The 20,622-nt window shown below is 60.3% G+C and carries 21 protein-coding genes; 17 read left to right on the forward strand and 4 right to left on the reverse strand.

Annotated elements, in window-relative coordinates:
* The first annotated feature begins 634 nt into the window (after positions 1-634).
* Complete coding sequence (locus HDE72_RS10530) at positions 635-961, forward strand: hypothetical protein (RefSeq protein WP_183675118.1); 327 nt, start codon at positions 635-637, stop codon at positions 959-961.
* A gap of 161 nt (positions 962-1,122) precedes the next feature.
* On the opposite strand, the gene HDE72_RS10535 is transcribed toward HDE72_RS10530, so the two are convergent.
* Both HDE72_RS10535 and HDE72_RS10540 read right to left on the reverse strand, forming a co-directional pair.
* On the reverse strand, positions 1,123-1,977 hold the full coding sequence (locus HDE72_RS10535; protein ID WP_183740066.1) for an HDOD domain-containing protein: 855 nt from the start codon (positions 1,975-1,977) through the stop codon (positions 1,123-1,125).
* Positions 1,974-2,327: a hypothetical protein gene (locus HDE72_RS10540; protein ID WP_260176605.1), complete on the reverse strand. Its 354-nt coding sequence runs from the start codon at positions 2,325-2,327 to the stop codon at positions 1,974-1,976. Before HDE72_RS10540 ends, HDE72_RS10535 begins: the two co-directional genes overlap by 4 nt.
* Before the next feature lie 209 nt (positions 2,328-2,536).
* Here HDE72_RS10540 and HDE72_RS10545 point away from each other — a divergent pair, with 209 nt between their 5' ends.
* From HDE72_RS10545 to HDE72_RS10555, 3 genes are read left to right on the forward strand one after another with little or no spacing between them, the layout of a single operon-like run.
* Complete coding sequence (locus HDE72_RS10545) at positions 2,537-4,141, forward strand: sensor histidine kinase (RefSeq protein WP_260176607.1); 1,605 nt, start codon at positions 2,537-2,539, stop codon at positions 4,139-4,141.
* A gap of 1 nt (position 4,142) precedes the next feature.
* The gene (locus HDE72_RS10550) at positions 4,143-4,694 is read left to right on the forward strand and encodes a DUF1697 domain-containing protein (RefSeq protein ID WP_183740069.1); all 552 of its coding nucleotides are present in this window, start codon (positions 4,143-4,145) and stop codon (positions 4,692-4,694) included.
* Positions 4,695-4,697: 3 nt separating this feature from the next.
* Positions 4,698-4,877, forward strand: coding sequence for a hypothetical protein (locus tag HDE72_RS10555; protein ID WP_183740071.1), 180 nt, complete (start codon positions 4,698-4,700; stop codon positions 4,875-4,877).
* 43 nt (positions 4,878-4,920) lie between these two features.
* On the opposite strand, the gene HDE72_RS10560 is transcribed toward HDE72_RS10555, so the two are convergent.
* Positions 4,921-5,298 (reverse strand): PEP-CTERM sorting domain-containing protein, encoded by a 378-nt coding sequence (locus HDE72_RS10560; RefSeq protein WP_183740074.1) that lies wholly within the window; start codon positions 5,296-5,298, stop codon positions 4,921-4,923.
* Between the two features lie 342 nt (positions 5,299-5,640).
* Here HDE72_RS10560 and HDE72_RS10565 point away from each other — a divergent pair, with 342 nt between their 5' ends.
* From HDE72_RS10565 to HDE72_RS10590, 6 genes are all read left to right on the forward strand, one after another.
* Positions 5,641-5,991 (forward strand): ArsR/SmtB family transcription factor, encoded by a 351-nt coding sequence (locus tag HDE72_RS10565; protein WP_183740078.1) that lies wholly within the window; start codon positions 5,641-5,643, stop codon positions 5,989-5,991.
* The gene (locus tag HDE72_RS10570; RefSeq protein ID WP_221291227.1) at positions 5,946-6,437 is read left to right on the forward strand and encodes a YeeE/YedE family protein; all 492 of its coding nucleotides are present in this window, start codon (positions 5,946-5,948) and stop codon (positions 6,435-6,437) included. Before HDE72_RS10565 ends, HDE72_RS10570 begins: the two co-directional genes overlap by 46 nt.
* Positions 6,437-6,880, forward strand: a complete 444-nt coding sequence (locus HDE72_RS10575; protein ID WP_183740217.1) for a YeeE/YedE family protein — start codon at positions 6,437-6,439, stop codon at positions 6,878-6,880. Before HDE72_RS10570 ends, HDE72_RS10575 begins: the two co-directional genes overlap by 1 nt.
* 54 nt (positions 6,881-6,934) lie before the next feature.
* The gene (locus HDE72_RS10580) at positions 6,935-7,777 is read left to right on the forward strand and encodes a ChaN family lipoprotein (protein ID WP_183740081.1); all 843 of its coding nucleotides are present in this window, start codon (positions 6,935-6,937) and stop codon (positions 7,775-7,777) included.
* A gap of 222 nt (positions 7,778-7,999) precedes the next feature.
* A complete protein-coding gene (locus HDE72_RS10585; RefSeq protein ID WP_183740084.1) occupies positions 8,000-10,237 on the forward strand; it encodes a TonB-dependent receptor in 2,238 nt (745 codons plus the stop codon).
* A 77-nt stretch (positions 10,238-10,314) separates the two neighbouring features.
* Positions 10,315-12,546 (forward strand): CehA/McbA family metallohydrolase, encoded by a 2,232-nt coding sequence (locus HDE72_RS10590; RefSeq protein ID WP_183740087.1) that lies wholly within the window; start codon positions 10,315-10,317, stop codon positions 12,544-12,546.
* On the opposite strand, the gene HDE72_RS10595 is transcribed toward HDE72_RS10590, so the two are convergent.
* Positions 12,547-13,368: an IclR family transcriptional regulator domain-containing protein gene (locus tag HDE72_RS10595; protein ID WP_183740090.1), complete on the reverse strand. Its 822-nt coding sequence runs from the start codon at positions 13,366-13,368 to the stop codon at positions 12,547-12,549.
* 163 nt (positions 13,369-13,531) lie between these two features.
* On the opposite strand from HDE72_RS10595, the gene HDE72_RS10600 reads away from it, so the two are divergent.
* The 7 genes from HDE72_RS10600 to HDE72_RS10630 all read left to right on the forward strand — a co-directional run bounded on the left by HDE72_RS10600 (position 13,532) and on the right by HDE72_RS10630 (position 20,410).
* Positions 13,532-14,233, forward strand: coding sequence for a 3-oxoacid CoA-transferase subunit A (locus tag HDE72_RS10600; RefSeq protein ID WP_183740092.1), 702 nt, complete (start codon positions 13,532-13,534; stop codon positions 14,231-14,233).
* 11 nt (positions 14,234-14,244) lie between these two features.
* On the forward strand, positions 14,245-14,889 hold the full coding sequence (locus HDE72_RS10605; RefSeq protein WP_183740095.1) for a 3-oxoacid CoA-transferase subunit B: 645 nt from the start codon (positions 14,245-14,247) through the stop codon (positions 14,887-14,889).
* Between the two features lie 25 nt (positions 14,890-14,914).
* Positions 14,915-16,117, forward strand: a complete 1,203-nt coding sequence (gene pcaF / locus HDE72_RS10610) for a 3-oxoadipyl-CoA thiolase (RefSeq protein ID WP_183740098.1) — start codon at positions 14,915-14,917, stop codon at positions 16,115-16,117.
* Positions 16,118-16,169: 52 nt separating this feature from the next.
* Entirely contained in the window at positions 16,170-17,459 is a 1,290-nt protein-coding gene (locus HDE72_RS10615; protein ID WP_183740101.1) for an MFS family transporter, read from the forward strand.
* Between the two features lie 91 nt (positions 17,460-17,550).
* Positions 17,551-18,246, forward strand: a complete 696-nt coding sequence (locus HDE72_RS10620; protein ID WP_183740104.1) for a fumarylacetoacetate hydrolase family protein — start codon at positions 17,551-17,553, stop codon at positions 18,244-18,246.
* An 81-nt stretch (positions 18,247-18,327) separates the two neighbouring features.
* On the forward strand, positions 18,328-18,654 hold the full coding sequence (locus HDE72_RS10625; protein ID WP_183740107.1) for a thioredoxin family protein: 327 nt from the start codon (positions 18,328-18,330) through the stop codon (positions 18,652-18,654).
* A gap of 469 nt (positions 18,655-19,123) precedes the next feature.
* The gene (locus HDE72_RS10630) at positions 19,124-20,410 is read left to right on the forward strand and encodes an MFS transporter (protein WP_183740110.1); all 1,287 of its coding nucleotides are present in this window, start codon (positions 19,124-19,126) and stop codon (positions 20,408-20,410) included.
* Positions 20,411-20,622 lie beyond the last annotated feature (212 nt).

Genomic DNA, 20,622 nt, shown 5'->3' on the forward strand with positions numbered 1-20,622 from the left:
GAGTCAGGTGCTTTAGCGGTCATGGGATGTTGGTGGGATGCCGCGGAACGAGGCGGTAGGCAGGCCAGGCGGAGCGTCTTGCACTGTGGCACAGGCTGCAGGTTCAGGCGTTAGTTTAACGTAAATCTCCCCCACGGGCCATGCCGCGCTTGCCGCCGTGGCCACAGCAAAAAACATGGCGGGCAGGCGTCGCTCATTGCCATTTATTTCCTGAGTGAATCATTGATTTGTAACAAGTTGCTACAAAACCTAGTGCGCGCCCGCTGGCATCCTAATGTGTTGAAATGGCATTGATAAAAAGCCTACCCGCAACTAGCTTGATATTTAACAATCAGGAAGGTTGCGCGGGGCGCGGATGCGGCAGCTTTGGACTAGTATATTGCTTTATATGCAATTCATTTCGGTCGATTGCAGCTGTTTTTCACTCAGGCAGCAAGCGGATCACGTTACTGAACATGGCTGTGCGAGTCCCGGTACAGGCAGCGCGGCAGGATGGAGAGGGGCAGGAGAAAGCAGGAGAAAAGAGTGAAGGGCAGACATGAATAAATTTTTTGAACTCTAAGTCAGCCTTAAGTTCGGATCGGCATTCTTTCAACATCAACATTCACCAGACTTCACTAGACGAGGAAAAATCATGGCACATCATGCATTAGCATCTCAAGAAAGCTACAACCCTAACCACCTGCTGGATATTCTGCTGAGCAAGATGCAGCTGAAGAACGATGCAGCCCTGTCGCGCTTGCTGGAAGTCGCGCCACCGGTGATCAGCAAGATCCGCCATCACCGCCTGCCAGTTGGCGCTTCGCTGCTGATACGCATGCACGAAGTAACCGGCATGAGCATCCGTGACCTGCGTGACTTGATGGGCGACCGCCGCACCAAGTATCGTCTGTCCGACGCCCAGGGCCGCCCAAAAGCGGAAGACCGTGGCGATGCGCAAGAAGCGAATTACGCGCATTGATGCTGCGGTGGCATGAGAACTGTTTTATCGGTGCAATGACTGTCAGCACACAGCTGGCCTTGACGGCGCACCCCGCAGTCACCGTAATGGAAAAAATAACGGCTTTCGCCTGACGCGAAGGCCGTTTTTCTTTGTGCCTTAGTACTCTGGGCAAAGCTGCTTCAGCTCAGCAAGGCCGCCGTAATTTCACCGTAGCGCAATTCCGTTTCGCGGAACAGCTGCAGATACGCTTCCTCTTCCAGCCCCAGCGCCGCCCACGCCACCGGCGACACGCGCGGCACCATCTCATCGGCCACTTGCGCCAGGTCCAAAGCACACACTACGGCATTGGCAACATGAATCAATGCCGCCAAGAAACCAGCACCCTCTGCTTCCGGCTGCGAATAATTAGCGATGGCCGAGCGGATGGTATCGGAAAAATTCCAGTGTTCGGCCAGGGCCACGCCCGCCTGTACATGGTCGACGCCCAAAATCGTTTGCTCCGCTGCCAGCATGGAACAATCTTGCTGCGCGCGGTAGGCGAGCGCCTGCGCATAATGTTCGGGGAAACTGCTGACCAGCACCAGCCGGCCGATATTGTGCAGCAAGCCTGCGGTAAATGCGTAATCCTGATTGAAGCGGACGTGCCGCGCCAGCACTTTTGCGCAGGCGGCCGTGGCCACCGAATGGCGCCAGAAGGCCTTGTCGTCGAAACCGGGGCAGCGTCCTTCCGGGAAGGCGCCCGTAATCGCCGCCGAGGTGATCAGGCTGCGGGTAGTCTGGAAACCCAGATAGGTAATGGCTTGCTGGATGGTGGTGGCTTTTACTTGCAAGCCGTATTGCGAAGAGTTCGCCAGGCGCAAGGTCTTGGCCGTCAGCGCCTGGTCGTAGGACACTTTTTTCGCCAGCACGGAAATATCCACGTCTTCCTGGTCGATGCTGTTCAAGAGTTCCATCACGACGGCGGGCAAGGATGGCAGATCGTCCAGGTGGGTGGCGATGTCTTCGGCAGTCAGTTGCGGCAGGGCGGTGCTCATGCTGCAGCTCCCGTTCCTGCGCCTGCTTCCATGCCCAGGCGATAGTTGCTGACATAGCTGAGCAACAGTGCCGTGGCGGCATCGTCCGTATCGGCCGGATCGTGCTTGCGGAACAAATGTGCCAGGCGCGTGCGGTAGCTTTCCTGCAACGCCGCCTGTTCTTCCGGCGACAGGGGCGGCGCCTCGATGGACAGCATCTCGATGCCATGGCGCGGCATCAGCGATAGCATGTTTTCTGTCAAGACCGCACCTTGCGGCAGTAACACTTGCCCCCGCGCATCGAGCAAGACATCCGATAAGATCATACCGGGGCGAACTTGCTCCAAAGGTAAAAGCTGATGCGTGGTCATGATGACTCCTTTTGATGATTGCGGGATATTATCATTGCCACAGCGCAATGTCTCCATCCCGCATCAATGTCCCTCATACTTTTGTGGCTGTTGTAAATCTTGCCAATAAGCATCTCATAACGTACATTGCCATTATGCTGGCCTGCCGTTGACATCCCTGTCCGCGCGCTGCGAGCTGGTGGCAGTACACAGTCCGGGAGTGCTGGTCGATGACAAGCAAGGCGATGATGGCGACGACGATGCGCACGCAGGTCAGGCTGACCTTGCTGTTTGTCGTCATCGTGACCCTGGTGCTCGGCATTTCCGGCAGCTATACCCAATATACACTCAGTCGTGACCTGGAGGCAGGTAGTGCGCGCCTGCGCACTGGCGTGCTGACGCGCCTGCAGACGAGCTTGCCTTCGGCCTTGTGGGATCTCGATAAATCCAAGGTCGACAGCATCGTCGCGGCCGAAATGCTGCCGCCCGAATTGATCGCCATCCGCGTGTATGACGCCTCCGTCGGCCTGTTTGCCGGAGAAATGCGCGATGCGGCCGGTGCGCTGCAACCCTTGCTCAGCGATCTGGCTATCGCTGGTATGCCGGTCGAAGCGCCGCTGGTATTTCGCGATGCAGGTGGCGATGGTAGTGGCGCCAGGCCCGTGATCGTGGGCAAGGTCATCGTCAATTTCAGCGGTGAACAGATCAACGCTGCCTTGCGCAGCGAAGTGCGGCGCAAGGTAATGGAAGTGTTGCTGCTCGATATCATTCTGGTGGCGGCGCTGTCGCTGAGCCTGCGCATCATCTTCCGCCCCTTGCGCCAGTTGCGCGACGGCTTGGTCGACCTGGCCACGCGCGGCAGCGATGACGTGGAAGAGTTGCCGGAAACGCGGCGCGATGAATTGGGCGACGTGATCCGGGGCTTCAATGCGGTACAGCGCAAGCTCAAGTCCATCATCGAACGTATCCGCGAGGCAGAAGACGCGGCGCGCCGTTCGCAGCACGAAACGGCGCAGGCGATGGACGAATTGCGCCGCGCCCAGGAATCCCTGCTGCAGGCGGAGCGCCTGGCTTCGCTGGGCAGCCTGGTGGCCGGCGTCGCCCATGAAATCAATACGCCGGTGGGCATCGCCCTGACCAGCGCCTCGGTCTTGAAGGAAGCGACAGATGACATCAGCGCGGCCGTCGCCGGCGGCGCCATCAAGAAAACGGACATCATGCGCTACCTGGAAACGGCCAGTGAAAGTGCGCGCCTGATCATGAACAATGCCTACCGCGCCGCCCACCTGATCCACAGTTTCAAGCAGATCGCCGTCGACCAGGTCAGCGAGGCACGCCGCCTGTTCGAGTTGCGCGACTACATAGGCGAAGTGGTGGCCAGCCTGCAGCCGACCTTGAAAAAGACGCGCATCGCCATCACGATTGATTGCCCACCAGAAATCATGTTCGACAGTTATCCCGGCGCGCTGGCGCAGGTGCTGACCAACCTGGTCTTGAACTGCGTCGAGCACGCGTTTGACGCCGACACGGCAGGCACCATCCATATCGGCGTGCGCTGCGACCAGGACTGGATCGACATGCAGGTGCGCGACAATGGCCGGGGCATTGCGCCAGACCTGATCGACCGCGTCTTCGATCCCTTTGTCACCACGCGGCGAGGCCAGGGCGGCACGGGACTGGGATTGAATATCGTGTTCAACTTGATTGCCAAGCAATTTGGCGGCACCATCACGGTACACAGCACCGTGGGCCAGGGCGCCACATTCCTGTTGCGCCTGCCCAGGGTGACGCCATTGCCTCCGGGCATGGATGGTCAGGCAGACGAAGGTGGATAAAATGACAATTCAGCAGGGTGGGCGCCAGGTGGCATTCTTGCGCGGCATTAATGTGGGCCGCGCCAAGCGCGTGGCCATGGCCGACCTGCGCAAGCTGCTGGGCGACCTGGGCATGACGCAGGTGAATACCGTGCTCAACAGTGGCAACGTGGTCTTCAATGCGGGCGCCGTGGCGCCGGTGGATGCCGCGACGCAAATCGAGGAAGCGCTGGTCTTGAAACTGGGCGTGGCGGCCAGGGTGACGGTGTTATCCCACGCGCAATTTGACGAGCTGATCGCCGAAAACACCCTGGCGCCGACCGCCGATGCCTCGCGTTTGCTGGCGCTGGTGATCAACAATCCGCTTGATGCCCAGCGCATCGCGCCCTTGTTGCAGCAGCAATGGCATCCCGAAGCGTTGGCGGCTGGCAAATGGGCCGCCTATGCCTGGTGCCCGGATGGCGTGCTGGCCAGCAAGGTGATCGCGGCGCTGGGCTTGCTACTGGGCGATGGTGTGACGTCGCGCAACTGGGCGACCATGAATAAATTACATGTTTTACTACAACAACCATAAAAAATGAACTGGGATATCGTTAAAGGTGTATTGATCGTGCTGGTGGCCATCAGCGTGGTACTGACGGCCTTCGTGCTCATTTCCGCTTCCGGCCCCGACAAGGCGGCCTGCATCGCGCGCGCCCTCAAGTCGGATATTCCTGTGGGAAATATCGAACGGGTGTGCCGTCTGACCGAGAAATAAGAAACACGGTGCGCCATGGCGTTACGCTGCCTGGCGCACCGGTTCAGGCGTCGAATTTTTCCTGTTTTTCACCGTGCACGCTCAAGGCCAGCAAGCCCAGGCCAACCAGCAGCATCGCGTACATATTCGCTTCCGGGACGGCAGAGACGGGTGCGGCGAGCGGCTTGAGCGGCATCGCGGCCAGTGCGGGGCCGCCGATTGCGCCATGCCGTGCATGGGATGCGCGCCCCAGCGTGAATGATGTGGCCACCTTGCTATTGGCCAGCAGTCGCGCATAAGGCAAGTCGGGTGTCGCCCATACCAGATTGTTATCGAAATTAATGTTGTCGTCGATGATGACGGTATCGCCCGCCGTCGTGGCGCCCCAGCTGCTGGCCGACAATGCCAGCAAGGCCATGCATGCCGACTGTGGCATTTTCATAGTATTGCCCTCCCATACTCTGGCCGGCATCGCGTTTCCCCATGCTTGCCAGCAATGCAAATCCATCGGATTGAGATGGATCAAGGTTTTTCTGCCCAGTCTTTATTACAGCACATGTCGTGCCATTTTAACTATGGATGTTTTCAATTAATTACGAATATTTGTCATTTTGATAGTGTCTTTGCTATCGCAGACAAGCAGCACACATAGCTGTGCTATCGCGCCAAAAAACACTGTTGTTTTTCGTGTGTGCTGTCAGCAAGAAAACAATATATCGATTAGCATATTGTTCAAGCGATGTTTTCTTAGTGTATTAGCTAGCCATGCCTGTGGGAGGGCGCGATGGAAACTGTAACAGCGCAGTTCAATCTCGACGTGATGCGCGCGTCCGCCTATAAAGCCAGTTCCTTGCTCAAAGCCATGGGCAATGCCGACCGGCTGATGCTGCTGTGCCAGTTGTCGCAAGGCGAGCATTGCGTCAGCGACCTGGAACAAAAAGTCGGCATCGTGCAGCCGACCTTGTCACAGCAACTGGGCGTGCTGCGCGAGGAAATGCTGGTCGCCACGCGGCGCGATGGCAAGCAAATCTATTACCGTGTCGCCAGCCGCGAAGCGCTGGCCGTGCTGCAATTGCTGTATGCGCAATTTTGCGGACCCAAGCGCGCCTACGGCGACGCCGACGACCTCGACTAGACTACCCCATGCAGATAGACTGGCAACATTTCACGCCCTGGTCGTCGCTGGCCGGCGGCTTGCTGATCGGCCTGGCCGCCGCCGTGCTGATCCTGTTCAATGGCCGCATCGCCGGCATCAGCGGTATCGTGGGCGGCTTGTTGTCTCCGCGCAAAGGCGATTCGGGCTGGCGCATCGCCTTCCTGGCTGGCTTGCTCATCACTCCCTTGCTGTATCAATTACACCAAGCCTTGCCTGAGGTACATATCGAAGCCGGTACGCCGGCCCTGCTGATTGCCGGCTTGCTGGTCGGCCTGGGCGTGCGTTATGGCGCGGGTTGCACCAGCGGCCACGGCGTGTGCGGCCTGTCGCGCTTGTCGCTCCGTTCGCTGCTAGCAACAATTTGCTTCATGGCCGCCGGCTTTTTCACCGTGTACTTATTGCGTCATGGACTGGGCTGGACATGATGCGGCTGTTTTTCTCCCTTGTGAGTGGTCTGTTGTTTGGCCTGGGCCTGATCGTTTCCGGCATGGGCAATCCCGCCAAGGTGCTGGGCTTTCTCGACCTGGCGGGCGCCTGGGACCCATCGCTGGCGCTGGTGATGGGCGGCGCGATTGTCGTCGCCATGCCCGCCTTCTGGCTGGCGCGCCGGCGCAAGCTGGCCATCCTCGGCGACGCCATGCAGTTACCCGGCAATCGCAAGCTGGACCGCCGCCTGCTGCTGGGCAGCCTGGTGTTTGGCGCAGGCTGGGGTAGCGCGGGTTTCTGCCCTGGCCCCGCGCTGGTGTCTTTGCTGGCGTGGCAAAGCAAGGCCTGGATTTTTGTCGCCGCCATGCTGGCCGGCATGGCGGTGTTTGCATGGCTGGAGCGCCGCAAGATGCAAGACAAACAGTCGTCTGCGGCGTCCTGAAACGGTACAATCTGCCGCATCGTACACAGCGTACATACCGATGTGGAAAACTTCATGATGAGATTGATAAAACAGCTCAGCGTCCTGTGCTGCGTGCTGGCCTTGAGCGCCTGTGGCGGCTTGCTGAAGAAGGGCGCGCCGACGGTGCCCGTGGCCGATAGCGTACCCAATCCGCAAGTGCTGCTGCTGGGCGAAGTGGTGGACAATGTCCAGGGCCAGCGCTTGCGCCTGGCTGAATTGCAGCGCAGGGTCGCCGCTGGCTGGCGTCCCGTGATCGTGATGGAGCAGTTCGACCGCGATACGCAACACTTGCTGACGCGGGCCACGCGCGATTGCGCCGATCCCGATTGCATCATCCGCGTGATGGAACAGCCGGGTTGGGACTGGGATCAATACCGTCCCGTGCTGGACCTGGCCATCAATTATCAGTTGACACTGGTGGCCGGCAATCTGTCGCGCGCCGATGCCTCGCGTACCGCGCGCGATGGCATGCAATGGTCGATGTCGCCCGCCATGGTGAAAACCTATCTGTCGGCGCCCGTGCCGGCCGACTTGCTGCAAGGGCAACGTAAACAAATCCAGGAGAGCCACTGCAATATGGTGTCGGACATGATGATCGACGGCATGATTCATACCCAGGTGGCGCGCGATATCTGGATGGCCAAGCTGATACGCGACCAGGCGCCACGCGAAGTAGTGTTGTTTGCTGGCAACGATCATGTGCGCAAGGATATCGGCGTGGCCCGCTGGCTGAAGCTTGCGGACCCGCAATTGAACGTGCGCAGCATCGCTTATGTGGAGCAAGGCAGCCAGGCTACGGCGGGTGAGTTTGACCTCACGCAAACCATGGCGCCCCAGTCGCGCAGGGACCCTTGCGCCAAGTTCAAAACCAAGTAAAAGCCACCCCTTTATTTCAGCTTGATTTTCACCTTAATTAACACCCTGCCGGCCAGTCCGGCCAGGGTGTTTTACTACGTAGTTTCCACATTCATTAACGTTGTTGCATGTCATTGGTGCGTCATATTGTCTAAATAGAATTCGCTCCAGCCGAGTTCGTGACCCTAGCACCGTTCACTTCGTGGCTTCCTCTTCATCCAAAAAAACTCATGAGAGAATTCCATGCAACAGCGTTATCCATTGAAACCGATTTGCTTCCTGGTCTTGCAGGCGCTGGCTTGCTACGCGCACGCCGCCGCTCCCGAAGGTGAGGGCGAGGCAGCTGCGGCGGCCGCTGCTGCGCCGGTACAAGTCGTCGAAGTGACGGGCCAGGGCCAGTCGCGCCAGGTGCAAAACATCACGCGCGCTGACTTGCAAAAAGCCATTCCAGGCACCAGCCCCTTGCTGACCCTGGAGAAATTGCCTGGCGTAAGCTTTCAATCGGCTGATCCGTTCGGCGCCTATGAATGGTCGACGCGCTTCAGCATCCGCGGTTTCAATCAGAATCAGCTGGGATTCACCCTCGACGGCGTGCCGCTCGGCGACATGAGCTACGGCAATAACAACGGCTTGCACATCAGCCGCGCGATTTCTTCGGAAAACATCGGCCGCGTGGCCGTTTCGCAAGGCGCAGGCGCGCTCAGCACGGCATCGACCAGCAACCTGGGCGGCACCGTGCAGTTTTATACACTGGACCCATCCGATACCATGGGCGTGACGGCCTCGCAAACCCTGGGCAGCGCCAGTACTTCGCGTACCTTTGTGCGCGTCGATAGCGGTTTGTTGTCGACCGGCACCAAGTTTTACCTGAGCGGCACCCGCATGCGCGCCGACAAATGGAAGGGCGACGGCCCGCAAGACCAGGACCAGTTCAACAGCAAGATCGTGCACACTTTTGGCGACAACAAGCTGAGCGCTTTCTACAATTACTCGAACCGCAGCGAAGTCGATTACCAGGATTTGTCGCTCGATATGGTCAAGCGCCTGGGCTACAAATGGGATAACTACGCACCAGACTGGCAGCGCGCCGTGAATGCCGCCAAAGGCATTTATACGGGCGGCGTCAACAGCATGGATGACGCCTATTACCTGGGCCGTGGCTTGCGCAAGGATAACCTGGGCGGCTTGTCGCTGGACTTGCAACTGACCCCGGCCGCCGTGCTGAAAACCACGATTTACCACCATGACAACAAGGGCCAGGGCCACTGGTACACGCCGTACACTCCATCGTCGGCCACCGTGCCGATTTCCATCCGCACCACCGAGTATTCGATCGGCCGCGATGGCGTGACCAGCGACCTGACCTGGGACCTGGCCAACCACACCATCAATGCCGGTTTCTGGGGCGAGCGCAGCCTGCACACCTTGACGCGTAATTTCTACGCCGTCACGGATGGCACGTACCAGGATCATTTCCTGTCGAACCCGACCTCGACCGGCTTCAAGCAAGACTTCACCACCACCACGCGCCAGTTCTACCTGCAAGACACGGTGTCCTTGCTGGATGACAAGCTGAGCATCAACTTTGGCTTCAAGACGCCCAAAGTGGCGATCGACGCCGTCAGCCTGGTGGGCACGCGCGCCGCCGGCGACATCGTGGCGAAAAAGTCCTTCCTGCCGCAAGCAGGCATCACCTATCGCCTGAACCAGAACGATGAAATTTTTACTTCGTTCTCGAACAATATGCGCGCCTACCAGCCGGGCGTGAACGGTCCGTTTTCGCAAACCCAGCAAGCGTTTGATTTGAACGTGAGCCAGCTGAAACCGGAAACCTCGACCACCATCGACCTGGGCATGCGCTTCAAGCGTGACGCCGTGCAAGGTTCAATCGCCTTGTACTACGCCGACTTCAAGGACCGCCAGCTGGGTATCGCCACGTGCGCCGGCATCGTTGGTTGCCCTAGCACCATCGCCAACGTGGGCAAGGTAGAAACCAGCGGCCTGGAAGCGCTGGCAGTCTGGAAACTGTCGCGTGAAGTGTCATGGTTCAACTCTTTCACCTACAACAGCTCGAAATACAAATCGAACTACAGCGACAATGGCAATGTGGTTGCCGTCGCCGGCAAGGACGTGGTCGATGCACCGCGCGTGATGTTCAACACCGAACTGACGTATGAAAACGCGACCTGGTTCACGCGCCTGGGCGGCAAGTTCACCGACAAGCGTTACTACACCTACACCAACGATGCTTCCGTGCCATCGTTCTGGACCTCGACCCTGTCGGCTGGCTACAAGTTCAAGAATGTGGGCGCCTTCAAGGATGTCTCGGTGCAATTGAATGTCAGCAATCTGTTTGACAAGCAATACTTCAGCACCATCGGCACCAACGGCTTTGCCGCGTCCGATCCAAACGGCACCCTGGCCACCTTGCTGGCCGGTGCTCCACGCCAGGTTTTCCTGACGGTGAGCGGCAAGTTGTAATGGATGTTGTTGTAAATTAGTAGTACGGCGCGGCGGAGAGTGATTTCCGCCGCGCTTTTTTATTTGGAAAGAGATTCATGAACAGGTATTTCAGGTCGGCTATCTTGCTGCTGTGCAGTGTTCCCCTCTTGGCCAGCGCCGCCGTGCGCATCGTCACGGGGCCGACGCCGATACGCGATGGCGATGCCAAAGCGCGTGGCGACATCACGGTCGTCAATCAAAAACTGGCCTTTGCGCTGGCCGTCGAATCGCCCGTGCCGTATGGCGTGCCGCGCGGCGCGCTGGTCGATATCGCCGCCGTCGTCAATGGCAAGATAGGCCGCGACCGCGCCGTGTTTGCCGACTTTATTCCGAATAACTGGTCAGCCTGGCCCAATACCTATCAAAAAATCGATATTGTCGACCGTGGCCCGCAGCAAGTGGTGATACGCACCGTGCGCGACTGGGGCAAGGTGGTCATCAGCACCACGTACACCTTGAAAGACGGCGCCGACCGCGTGGAGGTCTCGACCACCATGCGTAATGACGGCGATGCCGCTCTGCCGGGATTATTGTCTGGCCTCACCTATTGGCCCAAGGGCGGCTTTTTGTTCGGTGTGCCCGGTGCACCTGAACGTGGCCCGGCGCCCGAGGTACTGGCGCACCGCATGGTGGCCTATGACGCCGACTGGAGCGTGGCCTTGCACGCCGCGTATTTCAATGACGTGGAATATGCCTCCAAGGATTTATATCAGTTGCATACGCTGGCGCCTGGCGAGAGCCGCCAGTTTGATGGCTGGCTGCAAGTGGGGACCAGCGGCGACCTGGCGCCCGTGATGCGGGCCGAGATAGCACGCGATGGCTTGCCGTCCGGTGTAGTGCGCGGCACCGTGCGCGGTATGGACGGCAAGCCAGTGAAGCAAGCGGTGCTGGTGCTGGAAAAAGCCGGCAAACCTTACGGTTGGGCGCTGGCGCCTGCGGGCAGCTACAACATGCAATTGCCGCTCGGTGATTATCAAATCTATGCCACCGCCAAGGGCTATCGCCAGACGGCGCGACAATCCCTGACGGTGGCTGGCGGCCAGCCGCTAACCCGGGATTTCAGCCAGTTGCAAGGGCCGGGCACCATCCATTTTGACGTCAAGAATGCGAAATCACTGCCGCTCGATGCGCGCATCGTGATCAGCCAAGGCCAGCAGCCGGTGGTGGAGTTTCTCGGCAAGAAGACCTTCTTTACAGAACTGTACCGCAAGGGCAAGGCTGACGTCAGCCTGGCGCCCGGCGCCTATGTCTTCACGGTCTCGTCGGGCGGCGGTTTCCTGAACGAAGCGGTGCAACTGCCTGTGCAAGTGCATGCCGGCGTGCAGCAGCGGGCCGAGGTGGTGCTCAAGCCCTTTGCCGAGCCGGCGACGCGCCGCTGGTTTGCCGCCGACCTGCACCACCATGCGGACCAGGCCGAAGCGGTGACGCCGCCTGCGGATCTGGCCCGCGCGCAGCTGGCGGCCGGGCTCGATTTGCTGTTCGTCAGCGATCACGACACCATGATCAATTTGCCTGAGCTGGCCAGCATTGCCGGCCGGCGCAAGCTGCCATTTATCGGCTCCATGGAATTGTCGGCTTCGTGGGCGCATTTCAATGCCTATCCCTTGAAGGCTGGGCAAAAGCTGGCCATCGACATGAGCACGGCGACGGTGGACCAGATCTTTGCCGAAGCGCGCCGCCTGGGGGCGACGACGATACAGGTCAACCACCCCTTCATTCCCTACGGCTATTTCGCCAGCCTGGACGCCAGGCTGGCGCCGGGCGGTTTCAATGGGGACTTTAATGTGGTGGAAATCAATGCTTCCACACCAGGCGACGACGTCAAGGTATTGCACAAATTGTGGCAATACTGGAACGAGGGCAAGCCTTATTACCTGAGCGGCGGCACCGATGTGCATGACGTGTGGAATGATGTGTCGGGCCGGGTGCGCACCTTTGCCCAGGTCGACGGGCAACTGACGCCGGCCAACTACAGCGCGGCCGTCAAGGCGGGTCACAGCTATGTGAGCGCCGGTCCGCTGATCTATCCCGATACCGTGTTTGGCACGCGCCTGGCAAAACGGCCAGCTACCCTGGGTTTTGATTTGCAGGCATTGGCTGGCATCAAGAAGGTCGAGCTGATCGGTGGCGGGGTGGTGGCCGCCAGTTTGACTTTTGACGATTTCCCGCGTACGCGCCGCGTCGACTTCATGCCGACCGACAACGCCGCCTGGTATGCCTTGATCGTGGAAGACCGTGATGGCCACAAGGCCTACAGCAATCCTGTCTGGATCGGGCCACAGCCCTGATCATTTTTGCATGCGCACCAGCGCGCTCACCTTGTCGGCGGTGGCCAGCAGTTTTGGCAAGGTGTGTTCCAGCAAGTGTGTCACCGATGGGCCTGCTGTCTGGCCGCTGGCGTTAATCGCCGCCACGATCTTGCCGGAGCGGTCAAACACGGGCGCAGCCAGGGCGATCAGGCCTTGTTCCAGTTCTTCCTGCACCAGGCTCCAGCCCTGGCGCCGGACCTGGGCGATTTCTGCCATCAAGGCATCGATATCGGTGACGGTGGCCGGTGTCAGTTTCAGCAGCGGCATGTTGGATAACTTGCTGCGCAACGCATCGGGCGACAGGCCCGACAGCAAGACCCGGCCCATCGAGGTGCAATACGCGGGCAAGCGGCTGCCGATGCCCAGGTTGATCGACATGGTGCGGTGGGCCGACAGGCGCACCACATACACGATGTCGTTGCCGTCCAACACGGTCGCCGAGCAAGCCTGACGCAGGGACAGAGTCAGCTCTTCCAGCAGCGGCTGGGCCTGCGTCCAGACGGGCAAGGACGACAGATAGGCGTAGCCGAGGTCCAGTACTTTGGGCGTCAAGCGGAATAAACGCCCGTCGGCTTCCACATAACCCAGGTGCAGCAGGGTGTGCAGGATGCGCCGCGCGCCGGCCCGCGTCAGCTCTGCCCGTTCAGCCACTTCGCTCAGGGTTTGCTGGGGCGCATCGGCGCCAAAGCTGCGCAACACGGCCAGTCCGCGCGCGAACGATTGCACATAGCTGTCGCCAGGACGGGGCGCCCCGTCAGCAGCTTCTTGCTCGGAAATTGTCGCGTTACTGCTCTCGTTCATAGGAATTCCACTTGATTAAGCTGGCAATTATAGCAATGGAGACCGCTGGCCCTGCAAATTGACAAGTGCTGCGATCAGGCATATTCTCACGAATAAGTTCTAAATGCGAATATTTGTTCGTATATAGAACATTTTAGTATACCTTACAAAAGGAGACAGCAAGATGATCGACAAACTCCGCTCCAGCGTGGCCGACGCGCTGGCCGATATCCACGATGGCGCCACCATCATGATTGGCGGCTTTGGCGGCGCGGGCCAGCCCGCCGAACTGATCGATGGCCTGATTGCCCATGGCGCGCGCGACCTGGTGATCGTCAACAACAATGCGGGCAATGGCGACACGGGCCTGGCCGCGCTGCTGAAAAACGGGCAAGTGCGCAAGATCATTTGCTCCTTCCCCCGCCAGGCCGATTCCCATGTGTTCGATGCTTTGTACCGCTCCGGCAAGCTGGAACTGGAATTGGTGCCGCAAGGTAATCTGGCCGAGCGCATCCGCGCCGCCGGCGCCGGCATCGGCGGCTTTTTCACCCCCACCGGCTACGGCACGCAATTGGCTGTTGGCAAGGAAACGCGCGAAATCGATGGCCGCATGTATGTGTTTGAATCGCCGATCCACGCTGACTTTGCGCTGATCAAGGCCGAGCAGGGCGACCGCTGGGGCAACCTGACCTACCGCAAGACGGCGCGCAACTTCGGTCCCATCATGGCCATGGCCGCCAAGGTCAGCATTGCTTCCGTGCACGAAGTTGCCGAACTGGGCAGCATCGACCCTGAACACGTCATCACGCCGGGCCTGTTTGTGCAGCGCATCGTGCAAGTGCCGCGCACGGCCACCGGCCCCGCCGGCTTCAAGGCAGCCGCCTGAAAGAAACTCATATGAATAAATGGAATCGAGACCAGATGGCGGCCCGCGTGGCGCTTGATATCAATGACGGTGCGGTGGTCAACCTCGGGATCGGCTTGCCGACCCTGGTGGCCAACCACTTGCCTGCCGGTGCAGAAATCATCTTGCACAGCGAAAATGGCGTGATCGGCATGGGCCCGGCGCCCGCGCCCGGCGCAGAAGATTACGACCTGATCAATGCCGGCAAGCAGCCCGTCACCCTGCTCGCTGGCGGCAGTTATTTTCACCATGCCGACAGTTTCGCCATGATGCGCGGCGGCCACCTGGATATCTGCGTGCTGGGCGCCTTTCAGGTGTCCGCCACGGGCGACCTGGCCAACTGGCACACGGGCGCGCCCGACGCGATTCCTGCCGTGGGCGGCGCCATGGACCTGGCCATCGGCGCCAAGAAAACCTGGGTCATGATGGAATTGCTGACAAAAACGGGCGACAGCAAGCTGGTGCAGGCCTGCACTTATCCGCTGACGGGCATAGGCTGCGTCAGCCGCATCTATAGCGACCTGGCCGTGATCGACCTGGGGCCGTCCGGCGCCACGGTGGTTGAACTGGTGGAGGGCATGACCCTGGAACAATTGCAAGCCTTGACGCCGGTGCCGCTGGCTGACGGCCGTAAATAACGAAACCTTTCTTGGAGGAAAGAACATGACTCACGCATTGATCTGTGACGGCCAGCGTACGCCGTTTGGCCGCTACGGCGGTAGTTTGTCCGGCGTGCGCGCCGACGATCTGGGCGCCGTGCCCATCCGCGCCTTGATGGCGCGCAACCCGAACGTGGACTGGGCAGCCGTCACCGACGTGCTGTACGGCTGCGCCAACCAGGCTGGCGAAGACAACCGCAACGTGGCCCGCATGGTGGCCTTGCTGGCCGGTTTGCCGATTTCGGTGCCGGGCGCGACCCTGAACCGTTTGTGCGGTTCGGGCCTGGACGCCATCGGCAGCGCGGCCCGTTTCATCAAGAGCGGCGAAGCGGGTCTGATGATCGCGGGCGGCGTGGAAAGCATGAGCCGTGCGCCGTTTGTGATGGGCAAGGCCGACAGCGCGTTTTCGCGCGGCATGAAGATGGAAGACACGACCATAGGCTGGCGTTTCATCAATCCCCTGATGAAGGCACAATACGGCGTCGATTCCATGCCGGAAACAGCGGAAAACGTGGCGGCCGAATACGGCATCAGCCGCGCCGACCAGGACTTGATGGCCTTGTCCAGCCAGGTCAAAGCGCTGGCCGCGCAGCAAGCGGGTGTGTTCGATAGTGAAATTTGCCCCGTTAGCATCGCGCAAAAGAAGGGCGATCCCGTGATCGTCAGCCGCGACGAGCATCCGCGCGCCACCACCCTGGAAACTCTGGCTAAACTGAAACCCGTGGTGCGTGCCGATGGCACGATTACGGCGGGCAATGCGTCCGGCGTCAATGATGGCGCGGCGGCCTTGCTGCTGGCCGATGAAGCCAACGCGGCCCGTTACGGCCTGACGCCGCGCGCGCGCGTGGTGGCCATGGCGACGGCTGGCGTGGCGCCGCGCGTGATGGGCATCGGCCCTGCGCCAGCCACCTTGAAAGTGCTGGCCATGACAGGCTTGCGCCTGGAGGATTTCGACGTGATTGAATTGAATGAAGCGTTTGCCGCCCAGGGCCTGGCCGTGATCCGCCAGTTGGGGCTGCGCGACGACGATCCGCGCATCAATCCGAATGGCGGCGCGATCGCGCTCGGCCATCCGCTGGGCGCCTCCGGTGCGCGGCTGGCATTAACGGCCGTCAACCAGCTGCACCGCACGGGGGGGCGCTATGCCCTGTGCACCATGTGCATCGGCGTGGGCCAGGGCATCGCGCTGGTGCTGGAGCGCGTTTGACACTGAAGGTAGCCGGCTTTGCCGGCTTTTTCGATTTGAAAAGAAGAATGACATGACTGACACGACACAAGACCTTGCGCAGCTCACTTCGGCGCAGCGCATCAAGGCCATCATCGGCGCCTCTTCGGGCAACCTGGTCGAATGGTTCGACTTCTATATCTACTCGTTTTGTTCGCTGTATTTCTCGCACGCTTTTTTCCCCTCGGGTAATGCGACCACGCAGCTGCTGCAAACGGCCGGCATCTTTGCCGCCGGTTTCCTGATGCGTCCGGTGGGCGGCTGGCTGTTTGGCCGCATCGCCGACAAATATGGCCGCCGCAAGTCGATGATGATTTCCGTGCTGATGATGTGCGGCGGCTCGCTGATGATCGCCATCATGCCGACCTACGCCACCATCGGCGCGCTCGCGCCTGTGCTGCTGCTGGTTGCGCGCCTGTTCCAGGGCTTGTCCGTGGGCGGCGAATACGGCACCAGCGCCACCTACATGAGTGAAGTATCGGAATCGGGCAGGCGCGGTTTCTTTGCTTCCTTCCAATACGTGACCCTGATCGGCGGCCAGCTGCTCGCCTTGCTGGTGCTGGTGACCTTGCAGCAACTGTTGAGCCTGGAAGAATTGCGCGCCTGGGGCTGGCGCATCCCCTTCATCTGCGGCGCGCTGGTCGCGCTGGTGTCGCTGAATTTGCGCAAATCCTTGACGGAAACCACCACCGCCCACGAGCGCAAGGGCAAGGATGCGGGCAGCTTGCGCGGCTTGCTCAAACACAAGCGCGCTTTTGTCACCGTGCTGGGTTTTACGGCTGGCGGCTCGCTGGTGTTCTACACCTTCACCACCTATATGCAGAAATACCTGGTCAACACGGCCGGCATGAATGAAAAGATGGCCAGCGCCATCATGACCTGGGCCTTGCTGGTCTACATGATCATGCAGCCCATCTTTGGCGCCCTGTCCGACCGCATCGGCCGGCGCACCTCGATGCTGTTCTTTGGCGGCCTGGCTACGGTGTGCGTGTTGCCCATCATGCATGCGCTGAAAGACGTCAGCAATCCGTATATGGCCTTCGGCCTGATCGTCATCGCGCTGGCCGTGATCAGTTTTTATACTTCGATCAGTGGCTTGATCAAGGCGGAAATGTTTCCCGTCGAAGTGCGCGCACTGGGCGTGGGCCTGTCGTACGCGATTGCCAATGCCGTCTTCGGCGGTTCGGCCGAATACGTGGCGCTGCAGTTCAAGGCGCTACACGTGGAATCCTATTTTTATTGGTATGTTTCCATCATGTGTCTGATCTCTTTCATCGTTGCCATCCGCATGCCGGACCCGGGCCGCTCCGGCCTGCTGAAATAGCCTAATCGTCGTAGAATAAGGCATGGCAGCGACCGTCTGCCATGCTCAAGTTTTACTCCATATTTCATCGTTCCACCTCCAGGAGCTTTTCATGTCGTATGTTATTACCGCACCCGTCCAGCCCAGCGTTCCTGTTGTCGGCAGCACCGACACCTTTCCCGTGCACCGCATCTATTGCGTAGGCCGCAACTATGTCGACCACGCCAAGGAAATGGGCCACACGGGCCGCGAGGCGCCTTTCTTTTTCATGAAGCCAGCCGGCGCCGTGCTGCCCGTGGCCGCAGGCGTGACGGGCGCATTGCCGTATCCGCCACAAACCCAGGACTACCAGCACGAGATGGAACTGGTGGTGGCCATCGGCAAGGGCGGCAGCGACATCGCCGCCGCCGATGCCCTGCAACACGTATGGGGTTACGCCGTGGGCCTGGACATGACGCGCCGCGACCTGCAGGGCGAAGCGAAAAAGCTGGGCCGCCCCTGGGATACGGGCAAGGGCTTTGAACAGTCGGCGCCGATCGGCCCCATCACGCCAGCCGCGCAGGCAGGCGATATCGGCAAGGCTGCCATCACCCTGCACGTGAACGGCGCCCTGCGCCAGGGCAGCACCACCGATATGCTGATCTGGAACGTGGCTGAAACCATTGCCGACCTGTCGAAATATTTCACCCTGCAGCCGGGCGACCTGATCTATTCGGGCACGCCAGCGGGCGTGGCAGCCGTGCAGCGCGGCGATGAGCTGGTCGGCGCGATTAGCGGCCTGACCGACTTGCGTGTCAAGGTCGTGTAAAGAGCGCTGCCGTACGGCGTGACCGGCCCGCATGGCGTAGCATCGCCCTGCGGGCTTTTTTAATCAGACGAGGAGACAGCCATGATGAACGACACCTACGCCGTGGCCCAGCCTACGCGCGCCGAGATCGATGCCTTGACGGGGCCGGCCTTGCTGGAGTTCGGCACCGGCTGGTGCGGCCATTGCCGCGCCAGCCATGCACCTTTGGCGGCTGCGTTCGCCAGCCATGACGGCGTGCCGCATATCCGCGTGGAAGACGGCCCCGGCCGCGCGCTGGGCCGCTCGTTCCGCGTCAAGCTGTGGCCGACCTTGATCTTCCTCAAGGATGGCCAGGAAGTGGCGCGTCTGGTGCGTCCGCTCGACAGCGCGGAGATCGACCAGGCGTTCGCGCTGATCGATGCGTTCTAGTAGTCTTTACCCCATCATTTCTTGCCGCACAGTATCTCAGCGCGTATTATGAGGTCTACAGCAAGATCAACGGCATCTGTCAAAGGATGCCGGCGCGATCATCAGCGGCCCGCTCCACCCGGAATGGCCGCAGGCTAGCACTCACCACAGTGACGATGCCGCGATGCTTTAGCAGGTCTGGCATGGAGTGCCTGGCGACACGCCGGGTTTGACCACGTCTCTCATCCCCTGACGACCTTCCTGCCGTGCCCCGGTTTGACCCGGATGGCGCACGACCGTTGTTTCTCTGATCGGCTTCCAGCACAGCGTAGCGACACATAGACGCATGAAATTTGTTTGCAAATTCATCAGCCAAGGCGCTCGCGCGCGGCTATGATATGTGCACAAGGCGTCGAGACAACGCTGAGCTGCTGCCTGAACAAACATCCAGAGAATGGCCTTTAGACACCCTCCCGAAGGAGCGCAGTACATGAGTAGCCCCCATAAGAAAAATTCCCCCGGCACAGTATTATTTGCCAGCCTGATCGGCACCACCATCGAGTTCTTCGACTTCTATATCTACGCCACCGCCGCCGTGCTGGTGTTCCCGAAACTGTTCTTCCCTGCCGGCGACCCGGCGGCCGCCGTGCTGCAATCGCTGGCCACCTTCGCCATCGCTTTCTTTGCCCGCCCGATCGGTTCGGCCGTGTTCGGCCACTTCGGTGACCGCATCGGCCGCAAGGCAACCCTGGTCGCTGCCTTGCTGACGATGGGCATTTCCACCGTCATCATCGGTTTGCTGCCGACCTATGCCGCCATCGGCACCCTGGCGCCGCTGCTGCTGGCGCTGTGCCGTTTTGGACAAGGACTGGGCCTGGGTGGCGAGTGGGGCGGTGCGGTGCTGTTGGCAACCGAAAACGCGCCACCGGGCAAACGCGCCTGGTATGGCATGTTCCCGCAACTGGGCGCACCGATCGGCTTCTTCCTGTCGGGCGGCATCTTCTTGCTGCTCAGCGAGACCATGACTGATGAGCAATTCTTCAGCTATGGCTGGCGCATTCCCTTCCTGGCCAGCGCGTTGCTGGTGATCGTCGGCCTGTATGTGCGCCTGAAGATCACGGAAACGCCGGACTTCCAGAAAGTGCTCGACAAGAACGAGCGCGTGAAATTGCCGGTCGCCACCGTGTTCCGCCAGCATGGCCGCATGCTGTTCCTGGGCACCATTATTGCTCTCGCCACCTTCGTGCTGTTTTACCTGATGACGGTGTTCGCCTTGAGCTGGGGCACCACCAAGCTGGGCTTCACGCGCAAGGAATTTTTGATCGTGCAACTGTTTGCCGTGCTGTTCTTCGCGCTGACGATTCCCTTCTCGGCCGTGCTGGCCGACCGCCGCGGCCGCCGCGCCACCATGATCTGGGTCTCGGTCGCCATCGCCGTCTTCGGCCTGGTGCTGGCGCCCATGTTCGGCTCGGGCGTGACCTGGGAAGTGACGATCTTCATGGCCGTGGGCCTGGGCCTGATGGGCATGACGTACGGCCCGCTGGGCACCTTGCTGTCCGAACTGTTCCCGCCCGAAGTACGCTACACGGGCGCGTCGCTGACCTTCAACCTGGCTGGCATCCTGGGCGCCTCGCTGGCGCCGTATATCGCCACCTGGCTGGCCACCACCTATGGCTTGCAATACGTGGGTTACTACCTGACCCTGGCAGCGCTGCTGACCCTGGGTGCGCTGCTGCTGATAGGCAAGCCACGCGCGGGCAAGGAAGCGTGGGAATAAGGCAGGTTTGAGTACTCGTGAAAAACGCCAGCATTATCGCTGGCGTTTTTTTATGGTGCGCCCAGCATGGGCGCACTCCTGCGGGTGCAAGTCCCGCCGCGAGCTGCCCACAGTGAACGAAGTGAAGCGCAACTGCGGGAGGGTAACTGACCGTGGGAAGGAAGCGTGGAGCATAAATCATGAGCCGATGAACAAGAACTGCATAGAAGGCG

Origin of the sequence: Janthinobacterium saanense (genome assembly GCF_014200675.1) — a bacterium.
Classification (GTDB): domain Bacteria; phylum Pseudomonadota; class Gammaproteobacteria; order Burkholderiales; family Burkholderiaceae_D; genus Janthinobacterium.

What these genes read in the sequence shown, in the direction of transcription:
- HDE72_RS10530 (WP_183675118.1), top strand. Translation starts at nt 635, where the DNA reads ATGGCACATCATGCATTAGCATCTCAAGAAAGCTACAACCCTAACCAC.
- HDE72_RS10535 (WP_183740066.1), bottom strand. Translation starts at nt 1,977, where the DNA reads ATGAGCACCGCCCTGCCGCAACTGACTGCCGAAGACATCGCCACCCAC.
- HDE72_RS10540 (WP_260176605.1), bottom strand. Translation starts at nt 2,327, where the DNA reads ATGACCACGCATCAGCTTTTACCTTTGGAGCAAGTTCGCCCCGGTATG.
- HDE72_RS10545 (WP_260176607.1), top strand. Translation starts at nt 2,537, where the DNA reads ATGACAAGCAAGGCGATGATGGCGACGACGATGCGCACGCAGGTCAGG.
- HDE72_RS10550 (WP_183740069.1), top strand. Translation starts at nt 4,143, where the DNA reads ATGACAATTCAGCAGGGTGGGCGCCAGGTGGCATTCTTGCGCGGCATT.
- HDE72_RS10555 (WP_183740071.1), top strand. Translation starts at nt 4,698, where the DNA reads ATGAACTGGGATATCGTTAAAGGTGTATTGATCGTGCTGGTGGCCATC.
- HDE72_RS10560 (WP_183740074.1), bottom strand. Translation starts at nt 5,298, where the DNA reads ATGAAAATGCCACAGTCGGCATGCATGGCCTTGCTGGCATTGTCGGCC.
- HDE72_RS10565 (WP_183740078.1), top strand. Translation starts at nt 5,641, where the DNA reads ATGGAAACTGTAACAGCGCAGTTCAATCTCGACGTGATGCGCGCGTCC.
- HDE72_RS10575 (WP_183740217.1), top strand. Translation starts at nt 6,437, where the DNA reads ATGCGGCTGTTTTTCTCCCTTGTGAGTGGTCTGTTGTTTGGCCTGGGC.
- HDE72_RS10580 (WP_183740081.1), top strand. Translation starts at nt 6,935, where the DNA reads ATGATGAGATTGATAAAACAGCTCAGCGTCCTGTGCTGCGTGCTGGCC.
- HDE72_RS10585 (WP_183740084.1), top strand. Translation starts at nt 8,000, where the DNA reads ATGCAACAGCGTTATCCATTGAAACCGATTTGCTTCCTGGTCTTGCAG.
- HDE72_RS10590 (WP_183740087.1), top strand. Translation starts at nt 10,315, where the DNA reads ATGAACAGGTATTTCAGGTCGGCTATCTTGCTGCTGTGCAGTGTTCCC.
- HDE72_RS10595 (WP_183740090.1), bottom strand. Translation starts at nt 13,368, where the DNA reads ATGAACGAGAGCAGTAACGCGACAATTTCCGAGCAAGAAGCTGCTGAC.
- HDE72_RS10600 (WP_183740092.1), top strand. Translation starts at nt 13,532, where the DNA reads ATGATCGACAAACTCCGCTCCAGCGTGGCCGACGCGCTGGCCGATATC.
- HDE72_RS10605 (WP_183740095.1), top strand. Translation starts at nt 14,245, where the DNA reads ATGAATAAATGGAATCGAGACCAGATGGCGGCCCGCGTGGCGCTTGAT.
- pcaF (WP_183740098.1), top strand. Translation starts at nt 14,915, where the DNA reads ATGACTCACGCATTGATCTGTGACGGCCAGCGTACGCCGTTTGGCCGC.
- HDE72_RS10615 (WP_183740101.1), top strand. Translation starts at nt 16,170, where the DNA reads ATGACTGACACGACACAAGACCTTGCGCAGCTCACTTCGGCGCAGCGC.
- HDE72_RS10620 (WP_183740104.1), top strand. Translation starts at nt 17,551, where the DNA reads ATGTCGTATGTTATTACCGCACCCGTCCAGCCCAGCGTTCCTGTTGTC.
- HDE72_RS10625 (WP_183740107.1), top strand. Translation starts at nt 18,328, where the DNA reads ATGATGAACGACACCTACGCCGTGGCCCAGCCTACGCGCGCCGAGATC.
- HDE72_RS10630 (WP_183740110.1), top strand. Translation starts at nt 19,124, where the DNA reads ATGAGTAGCCCCCATAAGAAAAATTCCCCCGGCACAGTATTATTTGCC.